The organism is Pseudomonas syringae group sp. J309-1 (genome assembly GCF_032582135.1).
Classification (GTDB): Bacteria; Pseudomonadota; Gammaproteobacteria; order Pseudomonadales; family Pseudomonadaceae; genus Aquipseudomonas; species Aquipseudomonas quasicaspiana.
The window spans coordinates 92,088-108,144 of sequence record NZ_JAWHNU010000013.1; the positions used below are offsets into that span (position 1 = coordinate 92,088).

The window sequence follows — 16,057 nt, forward strand, 5'->3', positions numbered from 1 at the left end:
CTGAAAAAAGACAACCCCCCCTTCCATACGGTTTTTCGATAACAAGCAGTTCAGTCAATCCGCCAGCCAGGCTTCTCGCCACGCCAACAGGTGTTCTTCCCTGAGCATCCAGTTATCGAGTACCAGGCTGCGCAGGGCATCTCCGGCCCCGGCGCTGGCGTCGGGTTCAGCGAGATGTTCGCGAATAGCGGCAATCCAGTCTTTTGGTTTGTTCCTTACCCGGGTCACCGGCAAGTCGCCGCGATAACAAATGATGTCCGAGCAGATCACCGGGAAGCCACAGGCGCCGTATTCCAATAACCGTAAATTGCTTTTGCATGCGTTGAAAAAATTGTCTTCCAGAGGTGCCAACGCCAGGTCCAGGTTTAAGCCGGCCAGGTATGCCGGGTACTTCTCGATACTCACACCCCTATGAAACTCGTGGACATAGGGAAGCAGTGCCGGTGGACACATGCCCATAAACACCCATTCCACTTCCCCTGCCAGTTCACGAACTACTTCGGCAATGACTTGCAAGTCATCGCGGTGGCTCGAGCCACCTGCCCAGCCGACCCGCGGCTTGCGGCCTTGTTGGCGATGGGCGATCAGGCCGCTCCACCACTGGCTGGGCAGGCGGTTCTCTACCACGCGAATGTCGGCGTTAAAACCCTTCAGCGCATTTGCCAGTGGCTGGGTCGACACCACTAACCGGTCGCACAGCCCCACGCCTTTTTTCAGGCGCTTGGCGATGTCTTTGGGAAGCTGTTCGCGGGTTCCGTTGCCGGTGGGCACGTCGAGAATGTAGTCATCCAGCTCGTAAACCTTGAAGGCCTTGGAGAATGCCTTGGCGTCCTGGATCATTTCCAGCTGAGGCGTCGTGAATTGTCGCTGGAAAATGATCGTGTCCGGCGCCAGGCGCTCCAGTTCTACCGGTTGACGCAGCCAGTCGCTCACCGCGCCCTCGACCAGCTGCGCGGCTTTCAGGGCAGCGAAAGGCTGGCGCACCCGATAATGTCCGCTGCCGAAAGAGTCGCCGGGGTAGCACAGCGCATAAGGCAACGGGTGACTGGCGAACGGTTGCCAGTCGCCCTCGCTACGGAGTTCGTGCGCGAAACCGCTGCCTTCCAGGGTGAGGTTGCGGTTGTAGGCCGGGTCGTTGGCGAGCAGCGGCAGCCAGCGCTGGTACATCACCGATTGCTCGCGTTTGAAGCGTTCTCGCTTGGCCTCCAGCTTGGTCGTGTCGACCTTGTTCTGGCTCACGTTGGCTTCATGCAAAAGCACCGCATAAGGCGTCCAGACAATCAGTTGCCCGGCCCTGCCGACTTTCAGGCACAGGTCTACGTCGTTATAGGAAACTGCCAGGCTAGCCTCGTCCATTCCGCCCACCTGGCGGTACAGCTCGGTGCGGATCATCAGACAGGCAGCGGTCACCGCGCTGTAGTTCTGGTCAACCTGCAAACGGTGAAGGTAGCCATTGGACTGCATGGGGTCGCCGACGAATGGGTGGTCTGCCACGCCGCGCAACCCGAGTACCACGCCTCCATGCTGGATAGTCCCGTCGAGGAATAATAATTTGGCGCCGACTATCCCCACTTCCGGCCGCTGAGCGTGATGGAGCATCGCGCCAAGCCAGTCCCCGTCAATGACGGCGGTGTCATTGTTGAGCAGCACCAGGTAATCGCCCCGTGCCTGGCTGACGGCAAAGTTGTTGATTGCCGAATAGTTGAAAGGGTGAGGGTAACGCAGGATACGCACCTTGGCGTCGTTCAGGCGCTCCATACCCGTTAACCAATCCTGGGCTTCGGCGGTCTCACTGTTGTTGTCGACGATGATCAGTTCGTAGTTCGTGTAGCGGGTTTTCTCCATTAAGCTTTCGATGCAGCGCATCAGCATCGGCAGCTGATCTTTTGTGGGGATCACAATGGACACCAACGGCTGCCCGGCGTGTTGGTAAACGACCCGGTTGGCCATCGGCAAGGGGCCTGCGTGCAGTTCATGAGCCACGCCCAGACGCTGCAAGTGCGCCTCGACGATTGCCGCGGAGTGCGCGATGACCTGGCCTTCGCCGAGCCACTGGCCGAAGTTGATTACCTGGTGTACCAGCACTTCAGCGAGATGCCCGACGGTGCCTAGCCCATGAGTTTCAACTAGCCGATAGAGCAAGTCATGGGGCGCCAGTTCGGCGAAGGCGGGATCGAAGCCATTGGCACCTAGCGCGGCCTCGCGACTGAAGGCCAGGGCTCGACCGACATACGGATAACTTCGCAACAGGTCCAGGTTCAGATCCGGCTTGAATACCGGATTCTGGCATCCAGTTGCGGTCAGCGAGTCTTCATCGCTATAGCAAACGCTGACGCCGGGGTTCAAGGCGATGCCCTCGGCGAGCAACAGCAGCGCGTGGGGGGCGAGTTGGTCGCCGCCCCGCAGCAGGTAGCACCAGTCGGTCTGGATGTCCTGCAGCAGCTCGTTGAGCTGGCTCGGCCAGGACTCCGCCAGCGGTAGCCAGACCAGATTGTCGGTCGGCGTCACCCCTACCGGTTCGGCATTGGACAGCACTACAATGGCCGCCGCCCCGTAAAGCTGGCGGTCGATGCTTTCCAGACTGGAACGCAACAGCGCAATGTCACCGGTGGTATCCGTCAATACCAACAACACATCCGGTTGACTCGGCCAACTCGCAAGTCGCGCCGGCAAACCTTCGAACTCCGCGGCAGTCAGTTGCCGGGTGTCCAGCCAGCGCCGATACAGGTTGATATTGCGCTGCTGTTTGCCGAGATCCGCCAGCACGCCGAAAAAGCGTTCAAAGGCGTGTGCCAGTGTGCCGTTGAGCTGACCACGCTCGGTTTCGAAATCTTTGCCTGTCAGTTGTATCCTTTCCAGGGGGGACAACGCTTCGGTGCGCACGAAGAACATGGCGCCGGCAAAAAAATCCGCCTCATTGATTCGTTGTTGATCAATGCCGGCACGTTCGGCCAGGGTGACCAGGTGCGTGCGTTCGCTTTCATCGAGGTTTTTGATGACCGGCAGCCGGTACTTATCGATGCCAAGCATTGGATGGTGCGCCGGGTCGGCAAGGTATTCTACCGATCGGCGGAAGCGTACCGGGCTTAGCAGATCATCGAAAAGGTCATGGGCGGAGGAGTTAGTCACGCCCAAGTGCACCGTGCGCCTGGTGTGCAGCTTGATCAGTGTGTGGATATTATCGGCACGTAAAAACGGCAGCACCCGCAGGAATGGTAAAACATCCCTCCCGTGATCGGGCACCCGGTACAGCGAATAACTCAGCCCGCTGGCCGCTAACTGGGTACGTACCGTATCGTCACGGCCGGTCACGCAAGTTACGTAGAGGTGCAGGCGTTCTTGCAGGTGAATCAAACGGACCAAAATGTCTCGCAGCACATCGGGCTGGCAGACATGAATGACCACGCCAACTGGCGGCTCACCGTTTTCGAGAGAGGGATGCTCCATGACCAGCACTTCAAGCTCCTCGATCAACGGGTCATTACGCCGCGTACGATCTTGCATACCTTTCCCTCTAGCGTCTCAATGAGTAAATAGCCGAAAAACAACGCTATAGCCCGATTGCAACCTGCTGAGTTCTTCATGTCAATGAAGTTATCGTCCGGGTCGAGATAGGGGGCGTGATAGAGGCTGATCAGAAATAGTTGGCGGGTAAGGTGGGTCGCGCAATTGCCAGGCAGATATTCCTGTGCGTCCTCGGCAACGGCCGTCATGGCGGTGAGGACCATCTGACACATGAATGCCTGAAACTCCCGAATAGCCAAGCTATCAGGAGAGATTCTTGGATGGGGCAGGGTTATTCGTAAGAAATTAAAAAGCCGGCTTGTGGCCGGCTTCTCAAGGACGAACTTGGTTTGTTTTTGGCAAACCGTGCTCGCCTTTAACAGGTGCGCTCAGCGAGTGGCGCTAATTTGGATGGTGACGCTGACCAGCTTTGAGTCTGGGCGTAACCGTCGGCGTCGAGGCGTTGTGTGCTTCGGGCCGGGATGGCGCAGAGGATACTGATGTTCGCGGCGCTTGCCCAGTCTTGAAACACTTTGACTTGGCATTGTGGATTTCAGGTTGACAGCGTCCAGCCTTGTCGTCGGAATGCCGCCCAGACCAAGCCTCGCCCACAGAGTCGCAATCATCCCGACAGGCATGCGAGGTAATCTCAGGAGGGTCACGGTCCTGTGGGAGTGGTCCCGGTATCCCTGACACCGCGCTGTCGCGCAGCAAACGGGTGACCTGTAGGAGCCAACTTGTTGGCGAGACGTCGGACCCGCATCGTCAGAAATTCCGCTTCGCCAACAAGTTAGCTCCTACAAGGTCCGCGTTTCAAATCCATTATTGGAGTGATGTTTGATAGGAGCCGAGCTTGCTCGCGATAAACGATAACGCGGTATGACTTCAAACCGCAGCGCTACTATCGCGAGCAAGCTCAGCTCCCATAGGTTTGCTGGCAAGTCGGATTGCCGCCTGCTCGCTCCAACAGATCACCACCCTCACCGAAACGCTATCCCATGCCGCCGCGTGTTCAGCGTCGACCACCAGAACACCCAGCCCAGTACGCGGATGCCTTGCTGCTCGATCTGTTCGGCTGAGAACAGTTCGTCTGGGTATTCGGCGCTGTTGTGGCTGCGCAGGCGCAGGCCGTTGCCGGGTAGGCGGTAGAGGTATTTCACGCGCAGCATGCCGCCGTGTTCCAGGGCGTACATTTCGCCGTCGATGATTCGGGTCAGGCCGCGGTCGATGCCGAGTACGGAGCCGTCCTGGATCTTGTCGGCCATGCTATTGCCGATCATGGCGACGCAGATGGCGTTGTCGATGTTGATATTCATGCTTTGCAGCACATGCAGCGGCAGGCGGATTTTCTTGCCGGGGGCTTCAGCGATAAGGGTGTCGCCGGTGTCCGATTCGGTTTCCTTATAGACCGGCACTTCCACGTCGCTGCGCAGCGAGCTGCGGTTGGCGTGGCGGGACGCGCCGCTGTCGCCGCCATTGTTTTCATTGGCCGAGTCGCACGGATGCTTGGGGCCTTCGCCCGTGCGCAGCCACCGTGCGTTGACGGTTAACAGTTCAGCCACTTCGTCCAGACGGGCCATGGGGATGCCCCGCTTGAACCAGTTGTTCACATGCTGAGGCGTGACCTTCCGGTTGGCGGCGAAGTCCGTGGCTGAGAGGTGGCACTCCCGCAGGAGGGCGCGTAGTCGATCACCTGATGTATTCATGACCCCGAGTTTACGGCGCTCGTTAGCGGGTTTAAATAAACGAGGTGTTCAAATGAGCGGTGTGTCTAATTGTCCTGCGAGCCCCGGGATTACAGGGTTTGACGGGTTTTGTAGGGGGCTTCTGTCATTGGCTGGCGGCAGGTAAACAGTGCAGGTTTTGCCCGGCGCGCACTGACAGGCGTGGAGGTCTGTTTATTGGGTTTAACGGGGGAGTTGTTTGTTTGGCGCGTGTTTACTGAAAAAACTGATTGTTTTCGCAGAACGATCAATCGGCATGGATGTTTGCCGGGAGCGTTTTAAAGAAGAGGAGGTTTTGCGAGGGATGTTAACGGAGCATCTGTTGCAGATGCTCCGTTGGCGATGCAGCAATCGATCAGCCTTTGTAGGCAGCAACCGATTTGGTGATCTCGGCACGGGCGGCGTCTGCGTTGCCCCAGCCTTCGATTTTCACCCATTTGCCTTTCTCGAGATCTTTATAGTTCTCGAAGAAGTGCTTGATCTGCTCCAGCAGCAGTGGAGGCAGGTCGGTGTATTCCTTCACGTCGACGTACAGCTGGGACAGCTTGTCGTGTGGGACTGCGATGACTTTGGCATCGCCGCCGCCGTCGTCGGTCATGTGCAGGATGCCGACTGGACGGGCGCGGATAACCGAACCTGGGGTAACCGGGTAAGGGGTTACAACCAGCACGTCGAGGGGGTCACCGTCGTCAGCCAGGGTGTTCGGGATGAAACCGTAGTTGGCCGGGTAGAACATCGGCGTCGCCATGAAACGGTCAACGAACAGGCAATCGGAATCTTTGTCGATTTCGTATTTGATCGGCGCGTGGTTGGCCGGAATTTCGATCGCGACGTAGATGTCGTTCGGCAGGTCTTTACCCGCCGGAATCTTGCTGTAGCTCATTGGGCATTGCCCCCCTTGATTGACCAGACGGCTTTGGCTGGTTACGCCAAAAAGTGGGCCGGATTATAGGCATATTCTGTTGGTGTTGCCACGCGTGGCAGCCTGCAGGGGTTAGTCCTGATTCTGGTAGGAAGGTTCATCACGCTGCAGGTTTTGCAGGCGGTTGAGCGGGTCCTGGCGATAGAAGGCTTTGAGCTGCTGATAGACCGCCGGGTGAGCATCAACCAATAGATCCGGTGCGCAGAAGAAGTATTCGCTGGTCACGGCGAAAAACTCCGCCGGGTCTTCGGCGGCGTAGGGGTCGATGGCGGTTTCGATGTCCGGATCTGCATCGAGCTGGCGGTTCATGTCGTCGTAGGCGTGCTGCATGACGCTGGCCCACTGGCTGACCTGCATGTCGCTATGCAGCGGCGGCAGGCCGTTGGCGTCGCCGTTGAGCATGTCGAGTTTGTGCGCCAGTTCGTGTATCACCAGATTGTACGGCTCCCAGTTGCCACTGGACATCACGCCGGGCAGGGCAAGGATCACCGGGCCTTGCTGCCAGGCTTCGCCGCTGTGCTCGCCGTCCCATTCGTGTTCGATACCGCTGGGATCGCGATGGCGCTGCGGGCTGACGAAGTCGTCGGGGTAGATCACCAGTTCGTGAAAGCCCTGATACCAGTTCAGGTCGCCCAGGTTGAGCAATGGCAGTTGCGCCTGGGCGGCGAGATGCAGGCGCTGTTCGTCACTGAGTTCAACGCCCGGCAGGCAGTTGATGTGCTTGTCTTGCAGGAACAGCACGCTGTTTTCCCGCAGCAGGGCGTCTTGCTCGGCGCTCAGTCCATCGAGGATTGGCAAACCCTGACGCACTCGCTGCCACAGCTCGGCGGCAACGGGGCTTTTGGCCAGCCTGCGTTGCCGACGCCATTGGCTTAACGACCACATCCCCTAGCGGGCGTCCGCCGAGCGAGTCATACGACCGCGAACCACGCTGATGATCATCGGCAGCAGCGAGATCACGATGATCGCCAGCACCAATACCGACAGGTTCTTCTTGATGAACGGTACGTTGCCAAAGAAGTAGCCGAGGGTGACCAGGCTGCCGACCCACAACACCGAGCCCAGCACACTGAAGCCGAGGAAGCGCGGGTAATGCATTTTGCCGACGCCAGCGACGAAGGGCGCAAAGGTGCGAATGATCGGCAGGAAGCGCGCGAGGGTGACGGTCTTGCCGCCATGTCGGTCGTAGAACTCGTGGGTGCGGACCAGATAGTCGCGGCGGAAAATCTTCGAGTTAGAGTTCTGGAAGAGTTTTTCCCCTACGGTGCGGCCAATGATGTAGTTGGTGCTGTCACCAAGGATCGCCGCCGCCATCAGCAGGCATGCCAGCAATACAGGATCCATGGCGCCACCGGCGGCTACCGCACCAGCAATGAACAGCAACGAATCACCCGGCAGGAACGGCATGACCACCAGACCGGTTTCGCAAAAAATCACCAGAAACAGGATCGCGTAGACCCACGTGCCGTAGTTGGTTACGAGTAAATCGAGGTACACATCCAAGTGCAGAATCAGGTCGAGCGGGTTGAAATCCATGTATGGCACCAATAGCGGAGACCCAGACCGGGTCACGTGCGGAAGTAACTACTGAGGAGGTTGCGGCGGGATTATAGAAGCAGAATGGGTGGGGAGGGGGATTGGGTTCTCAGGATCAGTTGTATTCGCGGCAATCATGCAGATCCCGCGCTGTCGTGTGGCGAGTAAGTAGTCTGTAGGAGCTGCCGAAGGCTGCGATGGCTGCGTGTCAGGATAAATGCTTCGCAGCCTTCGGCAGCTCCTACGGAATTGCGGCGTTTCAATCCTCACTGATCGGCAGAACGTAATTCTTGAACTGGGTGTCTTCGCGAAACCCGATGGATTCGTAGACCTTTTGCGCCACTTCGTTATTGCTGCTGGTCGATACGCGCATGCGGACGGCTTGGGTGTCTTTGGCCATTTTCTTTGCGGTGCGCATCAGGTGGTCGGCCACCAGTTGGCGACGGGCATCTTCGGCCACATAGATATCGTTGAGGATCCACACGCGTTTCAGCGACAGCGATGAGTAGCTCGGATAAAGCTGACAAAAGCCCATCAGCTTTTTGTCATCGTCGGCAGCCAGCGCCAGGTAGATCACTGATTCATCCCGGCTCAGGCGTTTTTCGAGGAAGGCGCGGGACGAATCCGGAAACGGCAGTTCGCCATAGAACTCGCGGTATTTGACGAATAGCGGGGCTAGCAGGTCCAGGTGTTCCAGTGTGGCTTTAACGATCCGCATGGTTGGGCCTCAACTTCTCGATGACAAATATTCCACAGGCTTGCCGCCCGATGCTGCCGAATGAGTTTAGAAAGCGCAATCTAATGCTCAGTCCGATGGCCCTGCCAGTAGAAAGTTGCCTTTCGTGTTCAGTGGCTCATCGGATTCCAGGCTGTTGAGTTGCGCGTCGTCCTTGAGATTGACCCCGGATAAACCCCGTGTGCAGGCCTCCCGCATCAAGTAAAGCAGACGATGCGCGGCCATTGCGTAACTCAGCCCTTCAAGTCGTACATTCGAGATGCAATTGCGGTGCGCGTCATTGAGACCGACTTTGGGGGCGTAGGTGAAATAAAGGCCCAGACTGTCCGGCGAGCTGAGGCCGGGGCGTTCGCCGATCAGGATCACTGACATTTTTGCCCCGAGCAATTCGCCGATTTCGTCAGCAATCGCGACCCGGCCTTGTTCCACAAGAATCACCGGTGAAAGCGTCCAGCCTTCGGCGCTGGCCAATTCCTCCATGCGCGCCAGAAACGGCACGGTGTGGCGATGCACGGCCAATGCAGACAAACCATCGGCGACCACTACAGCCACATCAATCCCGCCGGGATGTGCCGCTGCGTAATCGCGAAGGGTTTGCGCGGAAGCCTCGTCCAGACGACGGCCCTTGTCCGGGCGTTGCAGGTAGCTGTCGCGGTCGGTTGCGGCGCTGTGTAAATGCAGGGTCTCGCGATTTTTAGCGGTCAATTGTTCGCTGAGCGCTGCGTGATCGAACGGCAAATGCACGGCATCCCGAGCCTGCGCGTGGGCAAACTGGAAATCCAGTTGCGCACTGGTGGGTAGGCTGGTGCCGGTGCGACCCAGGGCGATTCGCGCGGGGGTGAGGCGGCGCAGTTCCAGCCACGGGTTTGGCGTGTTGTCGGGTTTGCTTTCGGGGAGATCGTCCATCAACTCGTCACTCATGCCAGATGTGCCAAGGCGTTGCGAAAGGCGGGCGGCAGGCTGTCACCGAAGCGTATACGGCCATCGGCCTGGGTGAAGATGCCCATTTTTTCCAGCCAGGCTTCGTATTCCGGTGCTGCACGCAGGCCCAGTGTTTGCCGGGCGTAGAGTGCGTCGTGGAACGAGGTCGTCTGGTAGTTGAGCATGATGTCGTCAGAGCCGGGGATGCCCATGATGAAATTGATGCCCGCTACCCCCAACAGCGTCAGCAGGGTATCCATGTCGTCCTGATCGGCTTCGGCGTGGTTGGTGTAACAAATGTCGCACCCCATGGGCACGCCCAGCAGCTTGCCGCAGAAGTGATCTTCAAGCCCGGCGCGGATGATCTGTTTGCCGTTGTAGAGGTATTCCGGGCCGATGAAACCGACCACGGTGTTGACCAGAAACGGGTTGAAGTGCCGGGCCACAGCGTAGGCGCGGGTTTCGCAGGTTTGTTGATCGAGGCCGTGATGGGCGTTGGCCGACAGTGCGCTGCCCTGACCTGTCTCGAAATACATCAGGTTCTGGCCCAGCGTGCCGCGATTGAGGCTCAACCCCGCTTCATAACCTTCCTGCAACAGATTGAGGTTGATGCCGAAACTGGAGTTGGCCGCTTCGGTGCCGGTAATCGACTGGAAGACCAGGTCCACCGGTACGCCACGATTGATGACTTCAATCGAAGTGGTGACGTGTGTCAGTACACAAGCCTGAGTCGGGATTTCATAGCGCTGGATAATTGCGTCGAGCATCTCCAGCAGGGCGACGATGGATGAGGTGCTGTCAGTCGCCGGGTTGATGCCGATCATGGCGTCGCCGTTACCGTACAGCAGACCGTCGAGAATGCTCGCGGCGATACCGGAAGGCTCATCAGTAGGGTGGTTGGGTTGCAGGCGGGTTGATAAGCGCCCGCGCAGGCCCAGGGTGCCGCGGAATTTGGTGACCACACGAATCTTCTGCGCCACCAGTACCAGGTCCTGAACGCGCATGATCTTCGACACAGCAGCGGCCATTTCCGGCGTCAGGCCAGGGGCGAGGGCGCGCAGGCTGGCTTCGTCGGCCTTGTCGCTGAGCAGCCAGTCACGGAAACCGCCGACGGTCAGATGGCTGACTGGGGCGAAGGCCAGTGTGTCGTGGGTGTCGATGATCAGGCGGGTGACTTCGTCCTGTTCATACGGGATTAGCGCTTCTTCAAGAAAGTGCTTGAGGGGAATATCAGCCAGCGCCATTTGCGCGGCAACTCGCTCGCCATCATTCAACGCCGCTACGCCCGCCAGAAAATCCCCGGAGCGCGCTGGACTGGCCTTTGCCATGACGTCTTTGAGGCTATCAAAGCGATACGTCTGTGCACCGACGGAGTGGGAAAAGCTTGCCATACAGAATCTCCATGACGTCCCGGTTCAAATACGGGGCGAAGGCAGCAAAGTAAGCAATTAATACTCCATCATGGCCCAAGGCGCCAATTACCGGGGGCGGCGTGTCGTGAATGCAGTGGGTGGCGGCGTTTTGTGAACCAATTTGGAGCATTCTCGATCAGTAGGAGTGGTCCCGGTATCCCTGACACCTCGCTGTCGCTAAGCAAACGGATGACCCTGTAGGAGCCAACTTGTTGGCGAGACGTCGGACCCGCATCGTCAGAAATTCCGCTTCGCCAACAAGTTAGCTCCTACAAGGTCCGCGTTTCAAATCCATTATTGGAGTGATGTTTGATAGGAGCGCGCTTGCCCGCGATAGCATCCTGTCAGCAAAAACTATGTGGCTGACACGACGCCATCGCGGGCAAGCGCGCTCCTACCGATCCGAGGTGCCTTCTAGCATCAATGGCCTTAGAAAAAGCCGAGCGGGTTGGTGTCGTAGCTCACCAGCAGATTCTTGGTCTGTTGGTAATGCTCAAGCGCGACTTTGTGGGTTTCGCGGCCAACACCGGACTTTTTATAGCCACCGAACGCCGCGTGCGCTGGATAGAGGTGATAGCAGTTGGTCCACACACGACCGGCCTTGATCGCACGGCCCACGCGGTATGCGCGGTTGATGTCCCGGGTCCATAGGCCCGCACCCAGACCGAACTCGGTGTCGTTGGCGATGGCCACTGCTTCGGCTTCATCCTTGAAGGTCGTAACGCTGACCACCGGGCCGAAGATTTCCTCCTGGAAGACGCGCATCTTGTTGTTGCCTTTGAGCAGCGTTGGCTGGATGTAGTAACCGGTTGCCAGGTCGCCTTCCAGTTTCTCCACTTTGCCACCCGTCAGCAGCTCGGCACCTTCGCCCTGGGCGATTTCCAGATAAGAGAGGATTTTGTCGAACTGCTGCTGCGAAGCTTGCGCACCGACCATGGTATCGGTGTCCAGCGGGTCTCCGCGCTTGATCTTCAAGACCTTCTTCATCACCACTTCCATGAACTGCGGGTAGATCGACTCCTGTACCAGCGCGCGGGAAGGGCAGGTGCAAACTTCGCCCTGATTGAAGAACGCCAGCACCACGCCTTCAGCAGCTTTTTCGATGAACTCGGGCTCGGCGTTCATGATGTCTTCGAAGAAGATATTCGGCGACTTGCCGCCCAGCTCGACGGTGGACGGAATAATGTTATCCGCCGCCAGCTTCATGATGTGCGAGCCCACCGGGGTCGAGCCGGTGAAGGCGATCTTGGCGATGCGCTTGCTGCTGGCCAGGGCTTCGCCCGCTTCACGGCCATAACCCTGCACGATGTTGAGTACGCCGGGCGGCAGCAGGTCGCCGATCAGTTCAACCAGCACGCTGATACCCAGCGGGGTTTGTTCGGCCGGTTTGAGGACGACGCAGTTACCGGCAGCCAAGGCTGGGGCGAGCTTCCAGGCGGCCATCAGGATCGGGAAGTTCCACGGGATGATCTGCCCGACTACGCCCAGCGGTTCATGAATGTGATAAGCCACAGTATTGCCGTCAATCTCGGCTGCGGTGCCTTCCTGCGCACGTAATACGCCTGCGAAGTAACGGAAGTGATCGACTGCCAGCGGGATGTCGGCATTCAGGGTTTCGCGGATGGCCTTGCCGTTGTCCCAGGTTTCAGTGATCGCCAGGATTTCGAGATTCTGCTCGATACGGTCGGCGATTTTCAGCAGGGTCAGTGAGCGCGCCTGAACAGAGGTCGATCCCCAGGCGTCGGCGGCGGCATGAGCAGCGTCCAGGGCTTTATCGATGTCTTCGGCCGTAGAGCGCGGGAAATCAGCGATGGGCTTGCCGGTAATCGGCGAGGTATTGGTGAAATATTGACCTTTGACCGGCGCAACGAACTCGCCGCCAATATAGTTACCGTAGCGCTCCTTGAAGTTGATCAGAGCGCCTTCAGTACCGGGATGTGCGTAACGCATGGTGATTTCTCCTGATTTTTTGTTGTTGGGAGAGCTGACAAGACAGTAGCTCCGAATCGTGCGGTTGTTCAAGCGTAGAGCAAAGGGCGCAAATACGCTTTTGTAGGAGCGCGCTTGCCCGCGATGCTATTTCGACTTCGACATGTGTGTAGGCTGACACAACGCTGTCGCGGGCAAGCGCGCTCCTACGGGGTGTTGATACTAAGTGCCATTTCACCCTCTGTGAGCTAACCTGCGCGGATGTTTTAAGAGGTGGTCATGCATATTCATATCCTTGGTATTTGCGGCACGTTCATGGGCTCTCTGGCGGTGCTCGCCAAAGAGTTAGGACATCGGGTGACCGGTTCCGACGCCAATGTCTATCCGCCGATGAGCACGCAATTGCAGGCTCAGGGCATCGAGTTGACGCAGGGTTACGACCCGGCGCAACTGGACCCTGCGCCGGATGTGGTGGTGATTGGCAACGCGCTGTCGCGTGGCAACCCTGCCGTTGAATATGTGCTCAATAAAGGTTTGCCGTATGTGTCCGGCCCACAATGGCTGGCTGATCACGTGCTGCAAGGCCGTTGGGTGCTGGCGGTTGCGGGCACCCACGGCAAGACCACCACCAGCAGCATGCTCGCCTGGGTGCTGGAACATGCGGGCATGAGCCCCGGTTTCCTGATTGGTGGTGTACCGCAGAACTTCGCGGTGTCGGCCCGGTTGGGCGGCACGCCGTTCTTCGTGGTCGAAGCCGACGAGTACGACAGCGCCTTCTTCGACAAACGCTCCAAGTTCGTTCATTACCGTCCACGCACCGCGATCCTCAATAATCTTGAGTTCGATCACGCTGACATCTTCCCCGATCTGCCTGCTATCGAACGCCAGTTCCACCATTTGGTGCGGACTATCCCAAGCGAAGGCCTGGTCATTCATCCGACGACCGAGCCTGCGCTGACCCGCGTGGTTCAAATGGGCTGCTGGACGCCGGTGCAAACCACCGGCCAGGGCGGTCAGTGGCAAGCGCGTTTGTTGCGCGAGGACGGTTCGCAGTTCGAAGTCATTTTCGAAGGCGAAGTGCAGGGTACGGTGGACTGGGACATGACCGGTCAGCACAACGTTGCGAATGCCTTGGCTACGCTTGCAGCTGCACGCCATGTTGGCGTCGTACCTGCGCTGGGCGTCGAAGCCTTGAGTGCATTCAAAAGCGTCAAACGTCGCATGGAGAAAGTCGCAGAGGTGCACGGCGTCACCATCTACGACGACTTCGCTCACCATCCGACCGCCATCGCCACCACTTTGGACGGCTTGCGCAAGAAAGTCGGTGATGCTCCCTTGATCGCGATCATTGAGCCGCGCTCCAACTCCATGAAGCTCGGCGCTCACCGCGACGGTTTGCCGGAAAGCGTGCAGCAGGCTGATCAGGTGGTCTGGTACGCACCGGCCAATCTCGGTTGGGACCTGGGCGCAACCGCAGCGCAGTGTTCGGTACCGGCAGTGGTCTGTGATTCTCTGGAAGGCATTATTGCTCGTGTGAAAAGCCTGGCTCAGCCCGGGACTCACGTAGTGATCATGAGCAACGGCGGCTTCGGCGGCCTGCATGGCAAACTCGCCGAGGCTCTGCAATGAGTGGCCCGGAACGTATTACCCTGGCGATGACCGGTGCGTCCGGCGCGCAGTACGGCTTGCGCCTGCTGGACTGTCTGGTGCGTGAAGATCGGGAGGTACACTTCCTGATCTCCAAGGCCGCGCAGTTGGTGATGGCGACTGAGACCGACGTTTCGCTGCCGCCCAAGTCGGCGATGATGCAGGCCTTCCTTACCGAGTACACCGGCGCTGCCGCCGGGCAGATTCGGGTGTATGGCAAAGAGGACTGGATGTCTCCGGTGGCTTCAGGCTCAGGCTCGCCCGCCGCAATGGTGGTGGTGCCGTGTTCCACCGGCTCGTTGTCGGCCATTGCGACCGGCGCTTGCAACAACCTGATCGAGCGCGCCGCCGACGTGACCCTCAAGGAGCGTCGGCAGTTGATTCTGGTCCCGCGTGAGGCGCCGTTTTCCAGCATTCACCTGGAGAACATGCTCAAGCTGTCGAACATGGGGGCGGTGATTCTGCCTGCTTCGCCGGGCTTTTATCACCAGCCGCAGACCATTGATGATCTGGTGGACTTCGTTGTGGCGCGGATTCTCAACCTGCTCAACATTCCGCAAGACATGCTGCCACGCTGGGGTGAGCATCACATGGGCGGCGATGAATAAGCTGCTGCTGATTGCGCTGGCGTTGAGCCTGACGGGCTGCGCCACCGCCCGTACGCTCAATGCCGCACAGCCCGGCGCGCCAGTGGTGTATGCCGGCACGCGGCTGGATTTGTATGCGATGCAGGGTGGCTGCTGTGCAATGGACCGCTTTGGTGCGCATGCGCCAAGCTATCCAGGGCTGGACCTTCCGGCCAGCGCGTTGCTCGATACGTTGCTGCTGCCACTGTCTCTATTGACCGCCGCAGGCGTGGGCTTTCAGGCGAGTGGTGGGTTGTAGCCCTTGTTGGATTAGCCCTGTGGGAGATTCTATGTTGGCCTGCAAGCATTGATCCCGGTGGGAGCGAATTCATTCGCGAAGAGGTCCGTACAACCGATACAAAGCTATCGCCTCTGATACTGCATTCGCGAATGAATTCGCTCCCACATTGATGTCCGCCGGGAAACTTCCCGAGGCTTCACTTCCCCAACCGCCGCAGCTCATCCGACTCCACAATCCGCACCCCGGATTGCTCTTCAAGCGCCAGGCGCCATAGCGCTCTGCCCAACGTGCACGCTTCAATCGCGCCGTATTTGCCGGGGATCAGCTTGGCCAGGGGCGCAGCAAGTTGTTCAGCCAGACGCTGGTCGCTGCGGTTGCCCACCAGCAGGGAAGGACGGGCGATGGTCAGTTGTGGCCAGTCCTGAGCGATGAGCGCCTGTTCCATCTCACCTTTGATACGGGTGTAGAACACGCTGGATTTCGGATCTGCGTTGATGGCGCTGATGACCAGCAAGTGCCGCGCGCCGAGCTCTCGTGCGCGCTTGGCGAACGCCACGACCAGATCCAGATCAACCGCTTTGAATGCTTCCTGTGACCCTGCCTGTTTGATCGTCGTACCCAGGCAGCAGAACGCGATATCGACCTGGCCACTCAAGCCAGGCAACAGCCCGCTCAGATCGCCGACCGGGTTTTCCAGGTGTGAATGCTCGGGCACTGGCCGACGCGTTGGTGCCAATACGCGGCTGATGGTGGGTTCATTGAGCAGGCGATCCAGCAAGTGTTCGCCAGTGAGACCGGTAGCTCCCGCAAGCAGGATGTGTTGAGGCGTCAAGTACATAGCACTCTCCCTTGATACCGA

Annotated in this window: 13 protein-coding genes; 3 read left to right on the forward strand and 10 right to left on the reverse strand. The window is 58.7% G+C overall.

Annotated elements, in window-relative coordinates; genetic code table 11:
• Positions 1-54: 54 nt before the first annotated feature.
• From RX972_RS10365 to RX972_RS10405, 9 genes are all read right to left on the reverse strand, one after another.
• Positions 55-3,504 carry a glycosyltransferase gene (locus RX972_RS10365; RefSeq protein ID WP_316874801.1) on the reverse strand — a complete coding sequence of 1,150 codons (3,450 nt, stop codon included), beginning with the start codon at positions 3,502-3,504 and terminating at the stop codon, positions 55-57.
• A 980-nt stretch (positions 3,505-4,484) separates the two neighbouring features.
• On the reverse strand, positions 4,485-5,210 hold the full coding sequence (locus tag RX972_RS10370; protein WP_027898626.1) for a helix-turn-helix transcriptional regulator: 726 nt from the start codon (positions 5,208-5,210) through the stop codon (positions 4,485-4,487).
• A gap of 373 nt (positions 5,211-5,583) precedes the next feature.
• The gene (gene ppa, locus RX972_RS10375) at positions 5,584-6,111 is read right to left on the reverse strand and encodes an inorganic diphosphatase (RefSeq protein WP_003317259.1); all 528 of its coding nucleotides are present in this window, start codon (positions 6,109-6,111) and stop codon (positions 5,584-5,586) included.
• A 111-nt stretch (positions 6,112-6,222) separates the two neighbouring features.
• Positions 6,223-7,035, reverse strand: a complete 813-nt coding sequence (locus RX972_RS10380; RefSeq protein WP_316874816.1) for a zinc-dependent peptidase — start codon at positions 7,033-7,035, stop codon at positions 6,223-6,225.
• A 3-nt stretch (positions 7,036-7,038) separates the two neighbouring features.
• The gene (locus tag RX972_RS10385) at positions 7,039-7,686 is read right to left on the reverse strand and encodes a DedA family protein (RefSeq protein ID WP_027898624.1); all 648 of its coding nucleotides are present in this window, start codon (positions 7,684-7,686) and stop codon (positions 7,039-7,041) included.
• A 259-nt stretch (positions 7,687-7,945) separates the two neighbouring features.
• Positions 7,946-8,404 (reverse strand): GNAT family N-acetyltransferase, encoded by a 459-nt coding sequence (locus tag RX972_RS10390; protein WP_316874820.1) that lies wholly within the window; start codon positions 8,402-8,404, stop codon positions 7,946-7,948.
• An 87-nt stretch (positions 8,405-8,491) separates the two neighbouring features.
• The gene (gene eutC, locus RX972_RS10395) at positions 8,492-9,328 is read right to left on the reverse strand and encodes an ethanolamine ammonia-lyase subunit EutC (protein ID WP_316874855.1); all 837 of its coding nucleotides are present in this window, start codon (positions 9,326-9,328) and stop codon (positions 8,492-8,494) included.
• A gap of 11 nt (positions 9,329-9,339) precedes the next feature.
• Complete coding sequence (locus RX972_RS10400) at positions 9,340-10,734, reverse strand: ethanolamine ammonia-lyase subunit EutB (protein WP_099268210.1); 1,395 nt, start codon at positions 10,732-10,734, stop codon at positions 9,340-9,342.
• 450 nt (positions 10,735-11,184) lie between these two features.
• Positions 11,185-12,705, reverse strand: coding sequence for an aldehyde dehydrogenase family protein (locus tag RX972_RS10405; RefSeq protein WP_231671318.1), 1,521 nt, complete (start codon positions 12,703-12,705; stop codon positions 11,185-11,187).
• Positions 12,706-12,963: 258 nt separating this feature from the next.
• Here RX972_RS10405 and mpl point away from each other — a divergent pair, with 258 nt between their 5' ends.
• The 3 genes from mpl to RX972_RS10420 are packed head-to-tail and all read left to right on the forward strand — an operon-like array spanning position 12,964 to position 15,216.
• Positions 12,964-14,313 carry a UDP-N-acetylmuramate:L-alanyl-gamma-D-glutamyl-meso-diaminopimelate ligase gene (gene mpl / locus RX972_RS10410; RefSeq protein ID WP_316874824.1) on the forward strand — a complete coding sequence of 450 codons (1,350 nt, stop codon included), beginning with the start codon at positions 12,964-12,966 and terminating at the stop codon, positions 14,311-14,313.
• Entirely contained in the window at positions 14,310-14,939 is a 630-nt protein-coding gene (gene ubiX / locus RX972_RS10415) for a flavin prenyltransferase UbiX (protein WP_027897914.1), read from the forward strand. Before mpl ends, ubiX begins: the two co-directional genes overlap by 4 nt.
• Positions 14,932-15,216, forward strand: coding sequence for a YceK/YidQ family lipoprotein (locus tag RX972_RS10420; protein ID WP_027897915.1), 285 nt, complete (start codon positions 14,932-14,934; stop codon positions 15,214-15,216). The genes ubiX and RX972_RS10420 overlap by 8 nt, the downstream gene beginning before the upstream one ends.
• Before the next feature lie 178 nt (positions 15,217-15,394).
• On the opposite strand, the gene RX972_RS10425 is transcribed toward RX972_RS10420, so the two are convergent.
• A complete protein-coding gene (locus RX972_RS10425) occupies positions 15,395-16,036 on the reverse strand; it encodes an oxidoreductase (RefSeq protein WP_099268213.1) in 642 nt (213 codons plus the stop codon).
• Positions 16,037-16,057: the final 21 nt, after the last annotated feature.